The 16,419-nt window shown below is 65.7% G+C and carries 17 protein-coding genes; 10 read left to right on the forward strand and 7 right to left on the reverse strand.

The window, feature by feature from the left end:
* The first annotated feature begins 126 nt into the window (after positions 1–126).
* Entirely contained in the window at positions 127–1,497 is a 1,371-nt protein-coding gene (locus ACH2A7_RS04580) for an MATE family efflux transporter (protein ID WP_394960491.1), read from the forward strand.
* A 46-nt stretch (positions 1,498–1,543) separates the two neighbouring features.
* On the opposite strand, the gene ACH2A7_RS04585 is transcribed toward ACH2A7_RS04580, so the two are convergent.
* From ACH2A7_RS04585 to ACH2A7_RS04595, 3 genes are read right to left on the reverse strand one after another with little or no spacing between them, the layout of a single operon-like run.
* Entirely contained in the window at positions 1,544–2,287 is a 744-nt protein-coding gene (locus ACH2A7_RS04585) for an EFR1 family ferrodoxin (RefSeq protein WP_394960492.1), read from the reverse strand.
* Positions 2,284–3,657, reverse strand: coding sequence for an NAD(P)H-dependent oxidoreductase (locus tag ACH2A7_RS04590; RefSeq protein WP_394960493.1), 1,374 nt, complete (start codon positions 3,655–3,657; stop codon positions 2,284–2,286). The genes ACH2A7_RS04585 and ACH2A7_RS04590 overlap by 4 nt, the downstream gene beginning before the upstream one ends.
* On the reverse strand, positions 3,654–4,205 hold the full coding sequence (locus ACH2A7_RS04595) for a PadR family transcriptional regulator (protein WP_394960494.1): 552 nt from the start codon (positions 4,203–4,205) through the stop codon (positions 3,654–3,656). Before ACH2A7_RS04595 ends, ACH2A7_RS04590 begins: the two co-directional genes overlap by 4 nt.
* Positions 4,206–4,374: 169 nt before the next feature.
* On the opposite strand from ACH2A7_RS04595, the gene ACH2A7_RS04600 reads away from it, so the two are divergent.
* The 6 genes from ACH2A7_RS04600 (at position 4,375) to ACH2A7_RS04625 (ending at position 9,502) form a co-directional block, all read left to right on the forward strand.
* Positions 4,375–4,809, forward strand: coding sequence for a helix-turn-helix transcriptional regulator (locus tag ACH2A7_RS04600; RefSeq protein ID WP_394960495.1), 435 nt, complete (start codon positions 4,375–4,377; stop codon positions 4,807–4,809).
* 26 nt (positions 4,810–4,835) lie between these two features.
* Complete coding sequence (locus tag ACH2A7_RS04605) at positions 4,836–5,057, forward strand: hypothetical protein (protein WP_394960496.1); 222 nt, start codon at positions 4,836–4,838, stop codon at positions 5,055–5,057.
* A 145-nt stretch (positions 5,058–5,202) separates the two neighbouring features.
* Positions 5,203–6,297, forward strand: a complete 1,095-nt coding sequence (locus tag ACH2A7_RS04610) for a helix-turn-helix domain-containing protein (RefSeq protein WP_394960497.1) — start codon at positions 5,203–5,205, stop codon at positions 6,295–6,297.
* 161 nt (positions 6,298–6,458) lie between these two features.
* Entirely contained in the window at positions 6,459–8,159 is a 1,701-nt protein-coding gene (locus tag ACH2A7_RS04615) for a hypothetical protein (protein ID WP_394960498.1), read from the forward strand.
* 30 nt (positions 8,160–8,189) lie between these two features.
* Complete coding sequence (locus ACH2A7_RS04620; protein ID WP_394960499.1) at positions 8,190–8,750, forward strand: flavin reductase family protein; 561 nt, start codon at positions 8,190–8,192, stop codon at positions 8,748–8,750.
* Positions 8,751–8,812: 62 nt separating this feature from the next.
* Positions 8,813–9,502 (forward strand): sigma-70 family RNA polymerase sigma factor, encoded by a 690-nt coding sequence (locus ACH2A7_RS04625; RefSeq protein ID WP_394960500.1) that lies wholly within the window; start codon positions 8,813–8,815, stop codon positions 9,500–9,502.
* Positions 9,503–9,555: 53 nt separating this feature from the next.
* Here the strand turns inward: ACH2A7_RS04625 and ACH2A7_RS04630 are convergent, their stop codons facing one another.
* Positions 9,556–10,515 carry a D-2-hydroxyacid dehydrogenase gene (locus tag ACH2A7_RS04630; RefSeq protein WP_394960501.1) on the reverse strand — a complete coding sequence of 320 codons (960 nt, stop codon included), beginning with the start codon at positions 10,513–10,515 and terminating at the stop codon, positions 9,556–9,558.
* A 207-nt stretch (positions 10,516–10,722) separates the two neighbouring features.
* On the opposite strand from ACH2A7_RS04630, the gene ACH2A7_RS04635 reads away from it, so the two are divergent.
* The 3 genes from ACH2A7_RS04635 to ACH2A7_RS04645 are packed head-to-tail and all read left to right on the forward strand — an operon-like array spanning position 10,723 to position 12,757.
* A complete protein-coding gene (locus ACH2A7_RS04635) occupies positions 10,723–11,157 on the forward strand; it encodes a MarR family transcriptional regulator (RefSeq protein WP_394960509.1) in 435 nt (144 codons plus the stop codon).
* A complete protein-coding gene (locus ACH2A7_RS04640) occupies positions 11,154–11,843 on the forward strand; it encodes a radical SAM mobile pair protein A (RefSeq protein WP_394960502.1) in 690 nt (229 codons plus the stop codon). Before ACH2A7_RS04635 ends, ACH2A7_RS04640 begins: the two co-directional genes overlap by 4 nt.
* Entirely contained in the window at positions 11,840–12,757 is a 918-nt protein-coding gene (locus tag ACH2A7_RS04645) for a radical SAM mobile pair protein B (protein WP_394960510.1), read from the forward strand. The genes ACH2A7_RS04640 and ACH2A7_RS04645 overlap by 4 nt, the downstream gene beginning before the upstream one ends.
* Before the next feature lie 76 nt (positions 12,758–12,833).
* Here ACH2A7_RS04645 and ACH2A7_RS04650 read toward each other — a convergent pair whose 3' ends face one another.
* From ACH2A7_RS04650 to ACH2A7_RS04660, 3 genes are all read right to left on the reverse strand, one after another.
* On the reverse strand, positions 12,834–14,225 hold the full coding sequence (locus ACH2A7_RS04650) for a hypothetical protein (protein WP_394960503.1): 1,392 nt from the start codon (positions 14,223–14,225) through the stop codon (positions 12,834–12,836).
* Positions 14,212–14,721 (reverse strand): sigma-70 family RNA polymerase sigma factor, encoded by a 510-nt coding sequence (locus ACH2A7_RS04655; RefSeq protein ID WP_394960504.1) that lies wholly within the window; start codon positions 14,719–14,721, stop codon positions 14,212–14,214. The genes ACH2A7_RS04650 and ACH2A7_RS04655 overlap by 14 nt, the downstream gene beginning before the upstream one ends.
* A 147-nt stretch (positions 14,722–14,868) precedes the next feature.
* On the reverse strand, positions 14,869–16,419 hold a 1,551-nt coding region (locus ACH2A7_RS04660), incomplete at its 5' end, for an AAA family ATPase (protein WP_394960505.1).

Here is a 16,419-nt window from a genome sequence, read left to right on the forward strand (position 1 = left end):
AAGGGAAAATATACGATCGAATGACCGCGGAGCGCCGCGCTCCCAAAGGGCGCGCCCGTCCGCCGCCGATGCCGGGAGTGGCTGCGCGCCGCCCCCGGCGCCGGTTTTTCCAAGGGGGTATCCGATATGCAGCAGTCCGCCGGGGCGGCAAACGCCCAGTACATCCGAATGACCCAGACGCCCATTCCAAAACTCATCACCACCCTGGCCGCCCCCACGGTGGCCAGCATGCTGGTGAGTTCCATCTACAACCTGGCCGACACCTTCTTCGTGGGCCAGCTGAACACCAACAGCGCCACCGGCGCGGTGGGGGTGGTGTTCAGCCTGATGGCCATTCTGCAGGCCTTCGGCTTCATGGTGGGCATGGGCTCCGGCAGCATCATCAGCCGGCTGCTGGGCCGGCAGGAGGGCCAGGCCGCCAGCCACATCGCCTCCATGGGCTTTTTCACCTCGCTGAGCTGCGGCGCGGTGCTGGGCGTGAGCGGCCTTGTTTTTCTCCAGCCGCTGATGCGGCTGCTGGGCGCCACCGAGACCATCCTGCCCTACGCCTGCGACTATGCGCGATACATCCTGCTGGCCGCGCCGCTGATGTGCTCCAGCTTCACCATGAACAACATGCTGCGCTACGAGGGCAAGGCCGCCTTCGCCATGATCGGCCTGACCACCGGCGGCATCCTGAACATGGCGCTGGACCCGCTGTTCATCTTTGTGTTCGACATGGGCATTGCCGGCGCGGCGCTGGCCACCGCCCTCTCCCAGTGCGTGAGTTTTTGTCTGCTGCTGGCGATGTTCCTCACCCACAAAAGCCAGCTGCGGCTGTCGGTGCGGCTGATCGGGCGGGATCTGCCCGGCCTGCGCAACATCCTGGCCTGCGGGCTGCCCAGCTTTGCCCGGCAGGCGCTGGCCAGCGTGGCCACCGCCCTGCTCAACTGGCAGGCGGGCCAGTGCGGCGGCGACGCCGCCGTGGCCGCCATGAGCGTGGTGGGCCGCATCTTCATGTTCGTGTTCGCGGTGATGCTGGGCATCGGCCAGGGCTTTCAGCCGGTGGCGGGCTACAACTACGGCGCCGGAAAATTCGGCCGGCTGCGCCAGGCCTTCCGCTTCACCCTGCTGCTGGGCGAGGGCTGCATCTGCGTGGTGGCCCTGGGCACCTTCATCGCCGCGCCCTGGCTGATCCAGGCCTTCCGCAACGACCCCCAGGTGATCGAGATCGGCGTATTCGCCTGCCGGCTGCAGTGCTGCGCCATGCTGCTGGTACCGGTGGGCACCTGCGCGAATATGCTGTTCCAAAGCACCGGCCAGAGCGCCGCCGCCACCTTTTTGTCCAGCCTGCGGCAGGGGCTGTATTACCTGCCGGCCATGCTGGTGCTGCCGCTGGTGATCGGCCTGCGCGGGGTGCAGGTGGCTCAGCCCTTGGCGGACGTGCTCACCTTCTGCACCAGCGTGCCCTTCCTCATCCGCTTCTTTGCCCAGCTGCCCCGGCAGGACCGGGAATGACCCCGGGCACCCATCGTCCGCGGCCCTTCGGGGCCGGGGGCGTTTTTTATTTTTCTTCCTTTAAAAGGGCGTCCAGGGTGTAGCGGCCCTTGTTGGCCGTGTCTTTGCCGTACTGGATGGCCCGGGTGGGACAGGCGTTGATGCACCGCAGGCACTGCCAGCAGCCCTCGCCCCAAACCGGGCGGCCCTCCTTCATGGTGATGACGCCGGCGGGGCAGTCCTTCGCGCAGAGGCCGCAGCCGGTGCAGGCGTCGGTGGCAAAGAAGGGCCTGGCGGTGCGGGCGAAGTGGTTGAAGCCCCAGTTCACCATGCCGGACTTGAGGGCCGCCATGCCGCCCTCCTTCACCCGGTACACCGTTTTCCGCTCCTTCACTTCCTCCGCCAGCCGGGCGATCTGGCCGCGGGCGGCCTCCACCTTGGCGCGGGCGGTGGCCTCGTCGTCCACGTCGGCGCTGCCCACCATATAATTGTTGGGCATTACCAGGCTGTAGGCGCTGTCCAGCGGAAAGGCCCTTTCCAGCCCCTTCATGGCCTTGCCCGCCTCCTCGCCGCAGGTGCAGACGGCAAAGGTGAAGGCGCCGGCGGCCGGGCGCAGGGTTTTGGCGAAGTTCAGCATCGGCTCCGCCGGGCCCCAGGCGTAGATGGGGAACACCAGCCCCACCTGCTTTTCCCCCGCAAGGTCGGGGGCGCGCTCCATCCCCACGATGTCCACGGCCTCGTCGCCGGTGAGGGCCGCGATCTGGCTCGCCGCCCACCGGGAGTTGCCGGTGCCGGAAAAATAAAAGATCATTTCTCCTTCTCCTCCTTTTGCTGTGCCGTCCGGGCGGCCTCCACCACCTTGCGGTAGGGGCCCACCATCGCCTCGGTCATCTTTCCCTTTGCCTTCTTCTGCACCGCCGGCACCGCCAGCAGCGCCCCCACCAGCTTCATCTGCAAAATGCGCTTTTTCTGCTTTTGGGGGAAGTCGTAGATGCCGTGTGCCTTGTAGAACTTGTGGTCCGCCTTCATGAAGCCCTGCATCACATAGATCAGGTCCCGGAAGATCTTCATGCCCCCCACCCCGTAGAAGTTGGCGGGGCGGGTGAGCTTTTTGTCCAGCGCGAAGGCCAGGTTTTCCGCCAGGGCGGCCACGTCCGCCGCCGTGTCCCCCTCGTCGGTGGCCACGCCGGCCAGGTAGTTGCCGCCCACCTCGGCCCGGGCCTCCACCACCATCCGCAGGTTGGGTTCGTACCGGTAGTCGCCCCGGATGAGGTAGGCCACCGGCGTGCCCCGGGTGACGGTGCGGTGGCCGTTGCAGAACTGCCGGTCGTCAAAGCACTTGAAGCGGGCGCCGGCGGAGTGGCCGCGCACCGCAAAGGCGTAGACAAAAGCGTCGGCGGTCTGGATGGTGCCCCGCAGAAAGTCGTCAAAGCCGTCCTTATAGACACATTTGCCCGTGACAGCGCAGTTCATGCACCCCAAACACCCGCCGGCAAAGGGAAACTCCCTCAGGTCCACCACCCGGCTTTTGTACGGCAGGGCGGCCCGGAAGTCGGCGATCATGGCGGCGAGGCCCTCGTCGCCGGGCGTGCTGTCGGTGACGATCACCACGTCCTTTTCCCCGCTCTTGGGCGTATCCGCAAGGCAGGCGCGATAGTCCGGCCGCGGTGTGCCGGGGGCGGCAGGGGGCGGCGTGACGAACAGGCCGTGCCCGCAGGTGAACATCAGCTGGTCGAAGAAGTCCCGGGCCTGCCGCCGCCCCTCCGCGCTGAGCAGGTCCTCCATGTCCGCCGAGAGGCCCCGCACCACCTTCATCCCCAGGTCAAAGCAGTTCTCCTCCACCCAGCGGTGGGCGGTCACGTCGTAAAAATGCTTGGAGGTGGTGATCTGGCTGGCGAACTTGCCCGTCAGGTCCACCCCGCTGGCCTTCACCAGTTCCACAAACCGGTGCAGCTGGTACGGCGCCAGAAAGGTGTACACCGGGTAGCAGAAGAGCAGCAGGTCGGCCCTTTCCAGCGCCGCGCGGGCGGGGGAAAAATCCTTTTCATAGCCTTTGATGCGCACCCCCACCGGCAGGTATTCAAAGTGATGTTCCGGGTGCAGCGCCTCCAGATAGAGCGCCGTGTGCAGCGTGGCCGAGGCATTGCCTTTGGGGCTGCCGTTCAGCACAAGGATGTTCATGCCTCTCCCTCCATTTCCTCCAGCAGCCGGCCATACCATTGCCGCTCGAATTCCGCAGCGGCGATGCCGTACTCGATGGTGTACCCCTGAAAGCGAAAAACCTCCGCCCAGTTCTGCCCCGGGGGCAGCTCCCCGGTCTGCGCGCTCCGGAACTGTTCCCGGATGGCGCGGAGCACCGCCTGCGTCTTTTCCATCTGGCGGATGTAGTCCCGGATGGCGGCGGTGCGCTCCTGCGGCGCGGCCAGCCCCAGGAAGAACAGCCGGGCCAGCTCCATGTTCTTGACCCGCCCCGCCTGCATGGGCTGCGCCACCCAGCCGGCGAAGGCCTGGCGCCCCGCCGGGGTGATGGTGTAGGTCTTTTTGCGCCGGCGACCCTCCATGGCCTCGGCGGCGGCGATGCGCCCCTCTTTTTCCAGTTTGGCCAGGGCTGTCTGCACACTGCCCGCGCTGGAGGAGCAGATCAGCGCCAGATTCTGTTTGATGAACCGCTGCAGTTCGTAGCCGGTCATGGGCGCGAGGAGCAGCAGCCCCAGGATGAGATATTCCACAAAGCGGCCTCCAATCAGTCGAATAGACATATTATACGCCAGGGCAGGGCCCTGCGTCAAGGCAAAAGCCTGTTAAGAATGCGGGCGAAACTGGCAGGTTTGGATGGTGGCCTTTGCCCCGGCGGGATGGTATACTGGCAAGCAGAGAAACAAAAGGAGGGCGAACGTTATGAGTTTTGCCAGCGGCCTTTACGGGGCGCGCAGAAAAAGCGGTCTTTCTCAGGAGGCCGTGGCGGAGAAACTGGGAGTCAGCCGCCAGACCATCTCCAAATGGGAGACCGGCGAGACCTTGCCGGACATCCGCCAGTCCAAAGGGCTGGCCATGCTTTACCATGTAACGCTGGACGAGCTGGTGGAATGCGACTTTGACGAGCGGCAGGCCCAGGAGATGATCGACAGCGTGAGTGAAAAGGCCCAGTCCCGGGTGGACTGGAACAAGGTGTGGAGCAAGAAGTACCCGGTGCTGGCCAGCTACCAGCAGACGGTGCGCACCGAGGACTATGCCCCGGCGCTGCGGCAGCTGCTGGCCCGCCTGCGGGCGGACTACGGCTACAGCGAGACCGATGCTTTGCTGGTGCTCAAGGACATTCTGGCCCGGGTGTAGCAGGGCCGCATTTGAAAGGAGAACAAATGGACTATTCCAAAGAACAGCTGACCGAAGCCCGCCGCCAGATCGACTCCACCGTGCACAAGCTGCGCCAGACGGTGCTCACGCTGGAGGCCAAGGACGACCCGGCCCGCTACAAATCCCAACTCACCCTGGCGCGGCGGCGCATCGAAGCCTTTTGCCTTGCCGGAGAACTCATCGGTCGGGAACTGGACAAGCTGGAACAGGCCGCGCCCGGCAAATGAACGCCGGGCGCTTTTTCACAACTTGAGCGCCGTTCAGAAAAATCTGCCCGGCGCTTGAATTTGCCTCTCTTGGCGCGGGGCGGGGCGTGGGGTACAATAAAGGCAGAAACAGCGCGCGCGGGCTGAAGCGAAAGGAGAAACGCATATGGAACAGGCCAACACATTAAAAATGGGCGCCACCATCGCCGCGCTGCGCAAAGCCCGGGGGCTGACCCAGGAGCAGCTGGCGGCGCTGGTGGGGGTGAGCGGCCCGGCGGTGAGCAAGTGGGAGACCGACGCCTCCTGCCCGGACATCGCCCTGCTGTGCCCCCTGGCCCGGGCGCTGGACACCACGGTGGACGCCCTTTTGCAGTTTGAAGCCACCCTGACCGACGCGGAGGCGACACGGCAAATCAACGCCCTGATGGAGGAGGTGCCCCAAAAGGGAGCGGATGCCGCCGAAGAGGCACTGCGCCGGCTGGTGCGGCGCTGGCCCGGCTGCACCGCCCTGCAGTTCAACGCGGCGGTGGTGTGCGACGGTTTTGAAATGTTCTTTCCCGACGCGCCGGCGGAGCAAAAGGCCGGCTGGCGCGCCTTCAAGCGGGAACTGCTGGAGCGGGTGCGCGCCTCGGGTGCGGCGTCCTACTGGCAGGCGGCCACCATCCAGCTGGCCAGTCTGGCGCTGGTGGAGGAGGAGACCGACCGGGCTCAGGCCCTGCTGGACGAACTTCCCCAGCACCCGGGGGACGCCACCACGGTGCGGGTGCTGCTGCTGCGCAAACAGGGGCGGGAGGAAGAAGCCCAAAAGCTGCTCCAGACCCAGCTTTACACCGCGGCCAGCAAGGCGATGTCCCTCCTGGCCATGCTGCTGGGCAGCGATGTGGAGCCCCGCCGCCGGCAAAAGCTGCTGGAAGCCTACCGGGCGGTGGCCGGCACCTTCGGTTTTCCGGACATGAGCGAGGGGCTGCTGATGGAGCAGCCCCGCAAAGCCGGCGAGTGGGACGAGGCCGCGCGGCACTTTTCCCTCTATGTGGACCAGCTTCTCTCCCCCCTGCCCCGGCCCGATGCGGACCTCTTCGCCCCGGCGCTGGACTGCGAACAGAAGCCCGGCGACGCCTTCCCCGCCGGGATGCGCCGCCTGCTGCTGGACGGCATCCGCCGGGAGATGCGGGAGGACTTGCGCCGGGAGACGGGCGAGCCGGAACTGTGGGAGCACCCCGTCTTTGCCGCCGCCCTAAAAAAGCTGGAAGCGGGCGTGTGAACCGCCCCGCGCCCTTGAACGAAACGAGCGCCCCTTTGGGCGCTCGTTTCGTTTGTCTGCGGGGTTTCTTGAAGGGGGCCGCCCCCTTTGCTATAATAGAAGAAAAAGCGCCGAACCGGTCGAACCGGGCGGCGCGGGCGGAAAAGGGAGGTCCCGGAGGGATGATCGATCTCAACTCAACACTGTTTTTCAAGGGTTCCTTCGAGGTGGGCGCCCGCCGGGAGGCCAGCGACCTGCTCTGGGCGCTGGTGCTGAAGGTCCGCGCCTGGATGGTGCCCAAGTGGCGGCGGCGGGGAGAGACGATCCCCGACCGGCTGCCCCTGTGGTCCGCCTGGAAGCAGGGCCGGCACTTCTCCTCGGAGAATGAACTGGTCCACTTCAAATCGGTGTACCACCGCCGGGAGGACGGCCTGGAATTCTGGGCCTGCCAGATCATCGAGACCGAGGCGCCGGGGGACGGCTGCGCTCCCCGGGACTGGGCCACCGAGATCGGGTTCCAGCAGCGGGAGGACGGCCGCGCCCAGATCAGCATCGTGATCTATTACAGCGACCGACCCGGCTTCATCGGCCCCTGCCAGGCGCCGCCCCAGCCCTCGCTGCCGCGGCTCATCCGCCTGTTCTGCCGGGACGAGGCCCTGGCCTGCACGGTGGACGGCCACCCCCTCGAACTGCGGCCCGTCCGCCTGGCGCCGGGGGATTTCCCCGCCTTCTGGAAGCTGGTGTCCGACCCGGCGCGGGAGGTGCCGGTGGTGTACATCAGCCCCGGTGTGCCGGAACAACCGGACGCCGCGCCGGTCAACCTGCTGGACCCCCAGCGGCTCACCGACCTGCTGGGCCCCAACGCGCTGGTCTTTTACGCCGACGACCGGGAGTTCTCCCAGGAGATGCAGCTGATGTGCCCCCAGCCGGACTGCGCCTGCTACACCGGCCAGGTGCGGGTGTACGCGGCGCACCCCCACATGGAAAAGCCGGAGGACGCCTGCCGCCACCGGCTGATCGGCATGCGGGCGCTGAAGGAGGACCCGGAAGCCATATACGCCATGCTCCGCCGGGCGCTGGCCCAGGACGTGCACTTTTACGAGCGGATGTTCCGGATGGAAAACTGCCGGGAGATGAACGAGCGGGCGCGGGCGCGTCAGCGCCAGCAGGAGTACCGGGCCCAGGTGGAAAACGAACTGCTGGAGAGCGCGGTGGAAAAGGAGCAGCAGCTGCAGCAGCAGCTGGAGCAGATGGACGCGGAGCGGTTCGCCTGGGCGCTGCGCAAGGAGGAACTGCAGGAGCGCATCGGCGAACTGGAGAGCGACGTGCACCGGGCGGAGGCCCTGGCAGACAGCTACCGGGAGGCCGCGGTGCTCTCCCACGAGCGCGAGGCCGCGCTGGACAATGTGCGCCGCATCGCCGCGTATCCCGAGAGCCCCCGGCAGATCGTGGACTATTTCCTGCTGCATTTCGGCGACCGGCTGGCCTTCACCCGCCGGGGCCTGGCCTCGCTGGACCGGTGCACCACCGCCCCGGCGGTGCTGTGGGACGCCCTGTACCAGATGGTCACCACCCTTTTCCAGCTGTACGAGGACGAGGAGGAAGTGATGGTGGACCGGGCGTTCAACAGCTGCTCCAACCTGCGGCTGGCCCGGGGCGAGGGCACCATGACCCGCAAAAACGCCGGCCTGATGCGCAATTACAGCGACACCTACGAGGGCCGCGTCATCGACATCCAGGCCCACATCAAGACCGCCGAGGTGCGGCCGGGCAGCCCCAAGTTCCTGCGGATCTACTTCTGCTACGACCCCGCTTTGCACAAGATCATCGTGGGCTCCTGCGGCGAACACCTGGAGAACCACACCTCACAGAAGATACACTGAACGCCAAAAACGAACAGGAGGGCAAGCAGTATGCGCAAAAATTTCGGAGCAAAACCCTGGACCTATCCCCAGCCGGTGTTCATCCTGGCCGCCTGGGGCGAGGATGGTGTGCCCAACGCCATGAACGCCGCCTGGGGCGGCATCAGCGACGACAGGGAACTTTCCCTGTGCATCAGCCCGGGGCACAAGACCACCGCCGACATCCTGGCCCGCAAGGCCTTCACCGTGAGCATGGCCACCGCCGGCCAGATGGCCGCCTGCGACTATGTGGGCATCGTCTCGGGCAACGAGGTGAAAAACAAGCTGGAAAAGGCGGGCTGGCACGTCACCCCCTCCTCCTTTGTGGACGCGCCCCTCATCGACGAACTGCCCATGGCGGTGGAGTGCCGCCTGGTGAGTTACGACCCGGAGAGCTGCCGCCTGGTGGGCGAGATCGTGAACGTGAGCGCCGACGAGGCGGTGCTGGACGCGGACGGCCGCATCGACCCGGCCCGGCTGCGGCCCATCACCTTCGACCCGGTGCACAACGTCTACCGCGCCCTGGGCGAGACCGTGGGCCGCGCCTTTCACGACGGCGGGCAGCTGAAATGAGTTCTGTCCCGGTATAGCAGACAACCCTCCCGCCATACCTTTATGGCAGGGAGGGTTGTTTTATGTTTGGGGTATTTTTCAGCTTTATCGCGTCGCACATCCTGTATCTGGCGCTGCACCTGGAGACGGGCAGTTTTCCCCGTCCGCTGACGCCGCGGCAGGAGGTGGAGGCCTTCGCCGCCTTCAAGGCAGGGGACATGGCGGCCCGGGACCGGATCATCCGCCACAACCTGCGGCTGGTGGCCCATGTGGTGAAGAAATACTACGCCCTGCCCGGCGACGCCGACGACCTCATCAGCATCGGCACCATCGGGCTGATCAAGGCGGTCAACAGCTTCGACAACACCAAGCAGGCCCGCTTTTCCACCTACGCGTCCCGCTGCATCGACAACGAGGTGCGCATGAGTTTCCGCAAACAGAAAAAGGCCCCCGCCACGGTGAGCATGAACGAGCCCATCGAGGCGGGCAAGGACGGCAGCGCCCTGACGGTGATCGACGTGGTGCCGGACGACTTCATTCTGGACGAGGACTGCGAGCGCCGGGACGAGACCGCCCGTCTGCGGCAGCTGGTGGACGGCCTGTCCGGCCGGCAGCGGCAGGTGGTGCTGCTGCGCTACGGCCTCTCGGGCCAGCCCCCCATGACCCAGCAGGAGGTGGCGGACATTTTGGGCATCAGCCGCAGCTACATCAGCCGCATCGAAAAGGCGGCGGTGCTCTCGCTGCGCCAGTCGCTGCTGAAACAGGAAACGTGAAGCGAGCAGCGCCCCCGCCGGTTTATGGCAGGGGCGCTGCTCGCTTCGTGAATTCACAGGTTCACCGCGTTGACAGTCCTTCCCGCCAGAAAACTGCGCAGGTTCTCCACCGCCGTGTCCATCAGGCGCTGGCGGGACGCCTTGGCCCCCCAGGCCATGTGGGGGGTGAGGATGCAGTTGGGCGCGGCCAGCAGCGGGTTGTCCGCCCGGATGGGCTCGGCGCTCACCACGTCCAGCGCGGCCCCCGCCACCCGGCCGGCGGCCAGGGCGGCGGCCAGGTCCGCCTCGTTCACCAGCGGGCCCCGGGCGGTGTTCAACAGCAGCACGCCCGGCTTCATGGCCGCCAGCGCCGCCCCGTCGATCATGCCGGCGTTTTGGGCGGTGAGGGGGCAGTGCAGGCTGACCACGTCCGCCGCGGCGAAGAGCTCCGCCAGGGGCACCGCCGTGACGCCCCCCTCCAGCGGGCCGGGCTCGAGATGGGGCCCGAAGGCCAGCACCTCCATGCCGAAGGCCCGGCCGATGCGCCCCACCGCCCGGCCGATGCGCCCGTAGCCCACCACCCCCAGGGTGAGCCCCGCCAGTTCCCGCTGGGGGCTGTTCCAATAACTGAAATCCGGCTGGCGGCTCCACTCGCCGGCGTGCACCGCCCGGCTGTGGTCCCCCACCTGGTGACACAGTTCCAGCAGCAGCGCAAAGGTGAACTGAGCCACCGCCTCGGTGCCGTAGTCCGGCACATTGCACACCGGGATGCCCCGGGCCGCCGCGGCCGCGGTGTCCACCACGTTGTAGCCGGTGGCCAGCACCCCGATGTAGCGCAGCCGGGGGCAGGCCTCCAGCGTGGCGGCGGTGACGGGCGTCTTGTTCACCAGCACCGCGTCGGCCTCCCGCATGCGGGGCAGGATCAGCTCCGGCGGGGTGCGGTCGTAACAGACAAACTCCCCCAGCGCCTCAAACCCCCGCCAGCTCAAATCCCCCGGATTGAGGGCACGGCCATCCATCGCCACGATCTTCATTCGCTCTCTCCCTTCGCCGGCGCGGTCCGCCCCGGCCTTTTTCCCTATTGTAGCACAAAGCCCACCGGGGAAAAAGGGCGCTTTTCCATCGACCGGCCCGCCTGCGCAGGCGGCGCATTGACAAAAATAGTACTATATAGTATAATCCTCACAAGAATATTTTTTATTTGCCGCCCTTTCGGCGGCAGCACACAGGAGGGCAGCATGATCACACAACAGGGTGGATTTTTGATCACCCGGATCAAACAGGTGGGCGGGCGGGTCTTTGAGCGCATCCTCAGCGAGAAAAACATCGACGCCTTCAACGGTCCCCAGGGCCGCATCCTCTATGTGCTCTGGCAGGAGGACGGCATCCCCATCCGGCAGCTTTCCCGCAAGACGGGGCTTGCCACCACCACCCTCACCGGCATGCTGGACCGGATGGAGGCCGCCCGCCTCATCCGCCGCGACCGGGGGGATGCCGACCGACGCAAGGTGCGCATTTTTCTGACGGCGGAGGCGAAAGGTCTGGAACCGGAATACCGGGCGGTCACTGAGGAGATGAGCCGCATCTACTACAAGGGCTTTTCTTCGGCGGAGGTCGAGCAGTTTGAGGGCTATCTCGCCCGCGTCCTGCGCAACGTGGAGGACGCGCTTTTATGAGCATCTGCATCAAGGACGCCATCCAAAACCTGAATCTCGTCATTGGCTGCACGGTGGGCTGCTCCTATTGCTACGCCCGGAACAACGCGGCCCGCTATCACATGACCGCCGACTTTACCCGGCCGGAATTCTTCGAGGGAAAACTGCGCCTTATGGAGAAAAAGCGCCCGCAGAATTTTCTGCTCACCGGCATGAGCGACCTGGCGGACTGGCAGCCCCGGTGGCGGGAGGCGGTGTTTGCAAAGATGCGCCAAAACCCGCAGCATCAGTTCCTTTTTTTGACCAAGCGGCCCGACCTGCCGGACATTGAGACCCACCTGGAAAACGCCTGGTTCGGGGTGACGGTCACCCGGCGGGCGGACCTCTGGCGCATCGACGCGCTGCGGCGGAAGGTGCGGGCAAGCCACTATCATGTCACCTTCGAACCCCTGTTTGACGACCCTGGCCCGGTGGATCTGCACGGCATTCATTGGGTGGTCATCGGCACTATGACGGGCAGGCAGCGCCGGAAGGTCTTCACCCGGCCCGCCTGGGCCCATGCCCTGACCGGGCAGGCCCGCGCCCTGGGCATTCCCGTTTTCATAAAGGAGGAGCTCGCTCCCATCCTGGGCGAGGAAAATATGACACAGCAGTTGCCCCAGGCATTTACAGCGGTATTGGAGGCGCAGAAAACATGGCACAGATGAAATGGGACGACCTTGTTCTGGGCGATGTGGAGACCCGGAATATCATGACCCGCTCCAGCCTGCCGGTGGGCGGCTACTCGGTGAACCCCTATGTGGGCTGCACCCACGCCTGCAAATACTGCTACGCTTCCTTCATGAAGCGGTTCACCGGGCACACCGAGGCGTGGGGCGCCTTTCTGGACGTGAAGCACTGGCCCGAAATAAAAGACCCGCAAAAATACGCCGGCCAGCGCGTGGTCATCGGCTCGGTGACCGATGGCTACCTTCCTCAGGAGGAGACCTTTTGCAACACCCGCAGGCTGCTGGAACAGCTGCGAGGCAGCGGCGCGGAGATCCTGATCTGCACCAAGTCCGACCTGGTGCTGCGGGACATCGACCTGCTGCGGCAGTTGGGCCGGGTGACGGTGTCCTGGTCTGTCAACACACTGGACGAAAGCTTCCGGGCGGATATGGACCGGGCCGTGAGCATCGAGCGGCGGCTTCGGGCCATGAAGCAGGTCTACGACGCGGGCATCCGCACGGTATGCTTCGTGGCCCCGGTGTTTCCCGGGCTGACAGATTTTGAGGCCATCTTTCAGCGGGTGAAGGACCAGTGCGATCTGTTCTGGCTGGAAAACCTCAACCTCCGGGGCGGCTTTCGCCAGACCATCCTGGACTACATCGCCGAAAAGCACCCCGACCTTGTGCCCCTTTACGACGCCATCTACAAAAAACGCGACCGCAGCTATTTCCGGGCGCTGGAAAAGCGTGCCGCGGCCATGGCCCAGGCGAACGGCTGCCCCTTTGTGGACAATGAGATGCCCTATGGCCGGGTGCCCCAGGGCCACCCGGTGGTGGTGGATTACTTCTACCACGAGGAGGTGCGTGGCACGGAAAACACCGGCCGTAGAAATACAAAAAGTAATATTTTGTAGTAATATACAATTTATGCTCTGTTCACAGCGCAAAGAGGAGCCCCCGGCCAAAGCCGGGGGCTCCTCTTTGCTTTTGTCAGGGCAGCGGCAGTTCCTCGCCGTTGAGGGTCACCTTTGCCACCTGGGTAAGATCGATCACCTTGTCGAAGATGCAGCGATAGACGATCTCCTCGTCGCCGGCGGTGACGCTGGCGCTGCTGGAGGGCACCTCGGTGCCGTCCGTCAGGAACACCCGCAACTCGGCGCTCTCACTCTCGGCGGTCATCTCGCCGGAGCCGATAGCGGTGACGGCGATGGGCGACACCTGCACCCGGGTCACGCGCCAGGGGTTCATATCCCGGTCACAGGGGATCACCAGCGACTCGCTGGCGTCCTCCAGGCGGAAGGTGGTGGCCCAACGCCCCTCGATCAGATGATCGTAGGTCTCGGTCTCCAGCTGCAGGGTCAGCTGTGCCGGGTCGGCGTCCTCCGGCGGGATGAGCACATACTCCACCAGGTCGTTGTAGTTGCGGAACGTGCCCATCTCGTGCTCCTGGCCCAGTTCCATCTCCAGTTCGGTGCAGGGCACTTCCTTGCCCTCGCCGTCTTTGAGGGAGAACCCCAGCCGGTTCACCTGCCCCATGCCGCCCAGCTGGTTCACCTGGATGTGGATCTGGCCGTCCACCACGCCGGCGGCGTTCACGGTGGCCCAGTCCACCCCGGGCAGGGCCAGCGGCTCACTCCAGCCGATGAGGGTGGCGATCTTGCCGGTATCCAGCAGGTCGCAGTAGCGCTCCATCTCGGGGCCGGTGGCGCTCCAGGCTTTGGTGGGAACGATGTACTGCACCGGTGCCTGCCCGGTGAGCTGCCGCACCTGCTCCATCGTGTAGCCCAGGTCTACCGGGTCGTTCCAGTTGTGGCCGGAGGTGATGCTGGTGGTGCTCACGGTGATCTTTTTGCCCGCCAGCTGCTGATTGCCGTCCGCCGTGAGGCGCAGGATGGCGGTGCCGGTGGCCTCGTCATAGTCCACCACCTCGCCCTGGGTGAAGATGGCCCCGCTCACGTCGGCGGTGTACATCTCGGTGTCCGGGCCGATGCGGCCCTGGCCGGCGGTGTCCCGCAGGGCGATGTAGACCGCGGCGGCCTGGCCGTCGCTCAGGGCGGCCAGCACCTCCATGCGGATGCCCTCGTCCTCGCTGGTCTGGTTCACCGGCTGCAGCAGGCGCAGGGTCTCCTCGCTGAGCATGGCCAGCCGCTGCTGCAGTTCGGGCGCCGCGGCCAGCACGCCGCCCCCCAGACACAAAACCAGGGCAAAGGCCGCCGCCAGCGCCAGCGCCCGGCGCAGCGGGCGCATCCGGCGGGCCGGGCGTGCCACCTCCACCGTGGGGCGGCACTGGGCCAGGACAGCCTGCTTTTGGGCAGCGTCCATCCGGACGCTGCCCAGGCCGCTGTCGACAGCGGCCCGGACGGTCTCGTCACAGATCTTCATCGGACCCACCCTCCAATCGTTTTTTCAGGATATCCCGCGCGCGGCGCAGGCGGATGCTCACCGTGGACTGGGGCGCGCCCAGCACGGCGGCGATCTCGCCCACCTTCAGCTGCTGGTAGTAGTGCAGCAGGATGACCTCTTTGTACTTTGGCTTCAGGGCCATGATCTCCTGGAACAGACGGCCCTGGCCGTCCTTCGGCGCTTCGGCGCCGGGCAGTTCGGGGTACTGTTCCACCAGATTGACCTTGCGTTTCCAGGCGCTGCGCAGATAGTCCTTGCAGACGTTCACCGTGATGCGCATCACCCACGCCTTTTCCGCCGCCGGGTTCTCGATGGGGCGCCATGCGCGGTAGATCTTGATGAAAGCGTCCTGCACGGCGTCCTGCGCCAGGTGGGTATCCCCCAGGTACATACAGCTCATGCGCAACATGCCGGTGCCGTACAGGTCCACCAGCCGCTCCATTTCAGCGCTTTCGCACAGCTGCTGCTCGCTCATCCTCTCACATCCCCCACAGCGCGGGCCGTCACGGGAGACTACACCCCTGTAACGGCCCGGCACCCCGAAAATATTTCAACTTTGCGCCATTTGCGTCAGATTTTCGTAAACTTTTGGTTACAATTCGGATACAGCTCCGTTACCGGCTCACACCAGTTCCAGGCGCCCGTCCACCGCGTCCAGGGTGACGGCGCTGCCCAGGGTGCCCGCCACGAACCGCTCGGCCAGCGGATCTTCCACCCGCTTGCGGATGGTGCGCCGCAGGTCCCGGGCGCCGTATTTGGAGCCGGCCTCCGCCACCAGCGCCTTGCAGGCGGCGGGGGTGTAGGTGAAGGCGACGCCCTTCTCCTCCAGGGGCTTGACGTACTCGTCCAGCACCAGGGCGGCGATGCGCTCCAGGCTTTCCTCCGAGAGGGGCTTGAAGACGATCACCTCGTCCACCCGGCCCAGGAACTCCGGCCGCAGAAACTCGCCCAGGGCCTTCATGACCTTGTTCTGGTTGATCTGTTCGGCGGTCTTGGCAAAGCCGGTCTCGCCGGTCTTCTCGGTGCTGCCGGCGTTGCTGGTCATGCAGATGACGGTGTTCTCAAAGTTCACCGTGCGGCCCTGGCTGTCGGTGATGCGGCCCTCGTCCAAAATCTGCAACAGGATGTTCAGCACGTCCGGGTGGGCCTTCTCGATCTCGTCGAAGAGCACCACGCTGTAGGGCCGGCGGCGCACCTGCTCGGTGAGCTGGCCCGCCTCGTCGTGGCCCACATAGCCCGGAGGGGCGCCGATGAGCCGGCTGACGGTGTGCTTTTCCATATACTCGCTCATGTCGATGCGGATGAGCGGGTCGGGGGTGTCGAACAGCTGGTTTGCCAGCTGGCGCACCAGTTCCGTTTTGCCCACGCCGGTGGGGCCCACAAAGATGAAGCTGGCGGGCCGCCGCTTGCCCGAGAGGTCGGCCCGGGCGCGCTTCATGGCGCGGGCCACCGCGTCCACCGCCTCGTCCTGGCCGATGATGTGCTTTTTCAGCTCGGCGTCCAGGTTCATCAGCTTTGCGAACTCGCTCTGCTCCACCTTTACCGCGGGGATGCCGGTCCACAGTTCCACCACCTTGGCCACGTCCTGCATCTCCACCTTGATGCCGCCCGCCTTCATCTGCAGTTCGGGCAGTTTCTCCCGCAGCTGGGCCATCTCGGTCTTGATCTGGGCCAGGCGCTCGTAGTCCGGGCCGTTCTCCGCCTGCTCCTGGGCCTGCTCCTCCGTCTCCAGCGCGGCCAGCTTCTTCTGGGTCTCCACCAGTTCGCTGATCTCCGGGTGGCGCAGGTTGCAGCAGGCGCAGGCCTCGTCCAGCAGGTCGATGGCCTTGTCGGGCAGGAAGCGGTCGGTGATGTACCGCTCGGACAGGTTCACCGCCGCCGACACGATCTGGGCGGGCACCTCCACGCCGTGATGGGCCTCGTAGTATTTTTTGATGCCGTTCAGCACGTTGATGGCGTCGGCGATGCTGGGTTCGCCCACCTTCACCGGCTGGAAGCGGCGCTCCAGGGCCTGATCCTTCTCGATGAACTTGCGGTACTCGGTGAAGGTGGTGGCGCCGATGACCTGGATCTCCCCGCGGGAGAGGGCGGGTTTGAGGATGTTGCCCGCGTTCATGGCGCCCTCGCTGTCGCCCGCGCCGGTGATGCTGTGGATCTCGTCGATGAACAGGAT

Source organism: Candidatus Allofournierella merdavium, assembly GCF_944382735.1.
Lineage (GTDB): Bacteria > Bacillota > Clostridia > Oscillospirales > Ruminococcaceae > Allofournierella_A > Allofournierella_A merdavium.

Bases quoted from the DNA above. Each gene is read 5' to 3' on its own strand.
- ACH2A7_RS04580 (WP_394960491.1), top strand. From the start codon at position 127: ATGCAGCAGTCCGCCGGGGCGGCAAACGCCCAGTACATCCGAATGACC.
- ACH2A7_RS04585 (WP_394960492.1), bottom strand. From the start codon at position 2,287: ATGATCTTTTATTTTTCCGGCACCGGCAACTCCCGGTGGGCGGCGAGC.
- ACH2A7_RS04590 (WP_394960493.1), bottom strand. From the start codon at position 3,657: ATGAACATCCTTGTGCTGAACGGCAGCCCCAAAGGCAATGCCTCGGCC.
- ACH2A7_RS04600 (WP_394960495.1), top strand. From the start codon at position 4,375: ATGAGTTTTGCCAGCGGCCTTTACGGGGCGCGCAGAAAAAGCGGTCTT.
- ACH2A7_RS04605 (WP_394960496.1), top strand. From the start codon at position 4,836: ATGGACTATTCCAAAGAACAGCTGACCGAAGCCCGCCGCCAGATCGAC.
- ACH2A7_RS04610 (WP_394960497.1), top strand. From the start codon at position 5,203: ATGGAACAGGCCAACACATTAAAAATGGGCGCCACCATCGCCGCGCTG.
- ACH2A7_RS04615 (WP_394960498.1), top strand. From the start codon at position 6,459: ATGATCGATCTCAACTCAACACTGTTTTTCAAGGGTTCCTTCGAGGTG.
- ACH2A7_RS04620 (WP_394960499.1), top strand. From the start codon at position 8,190: ATGCGCAAAAATTTCGGAGCAAAACCCTGGACCTATCCCCAGCCGGTG.
- ACH2A7_RS04625 (WP_394960500.1), top strand. From the start codon at position 8,813: ATGTTTGGGGTATTTTTCAGCTTTATCGCGTCGCACATCCTGTATCTG.
- ACH2A7_RS04630 (WP_394960501.1), bottom strand. From the start codon at position 10,515: ATGAAGATCGTGGCGATGGATGGCCGTGCCCTCAATCCGGGGGATTTG.
- ACH2A7_RS04640 (WP_394960502.1), top strand. From the start codon at position 11,154: ATGAGCATCTGCATCAAGGACGCCATCCAAAACCTGAATCTCGTCATT.
- ACH2A7_RS04645 (WP_394960510.1), top strand. From the start codon at position 11,840: ATGAAATGGGACGACCTTGTTCTGGGCGATGTGGAGACCCGGAATATC.
- ACH2A7_RS04650 (WP_394960503.1), bottom strand. From the start codon at position 14,225: ATGAAGATCTGTGACGAGACCGTCCGGGCCGCTGTCGACAGCGGCCTG.
- ACH2A7_RS04655 (WP_394960504.1), bottom strand. From the start codon at position 14,721: ATGAGCGAGCAGCAGCTGTGCGAAAGCGCTGAAATGGAGCGGCTGGTG.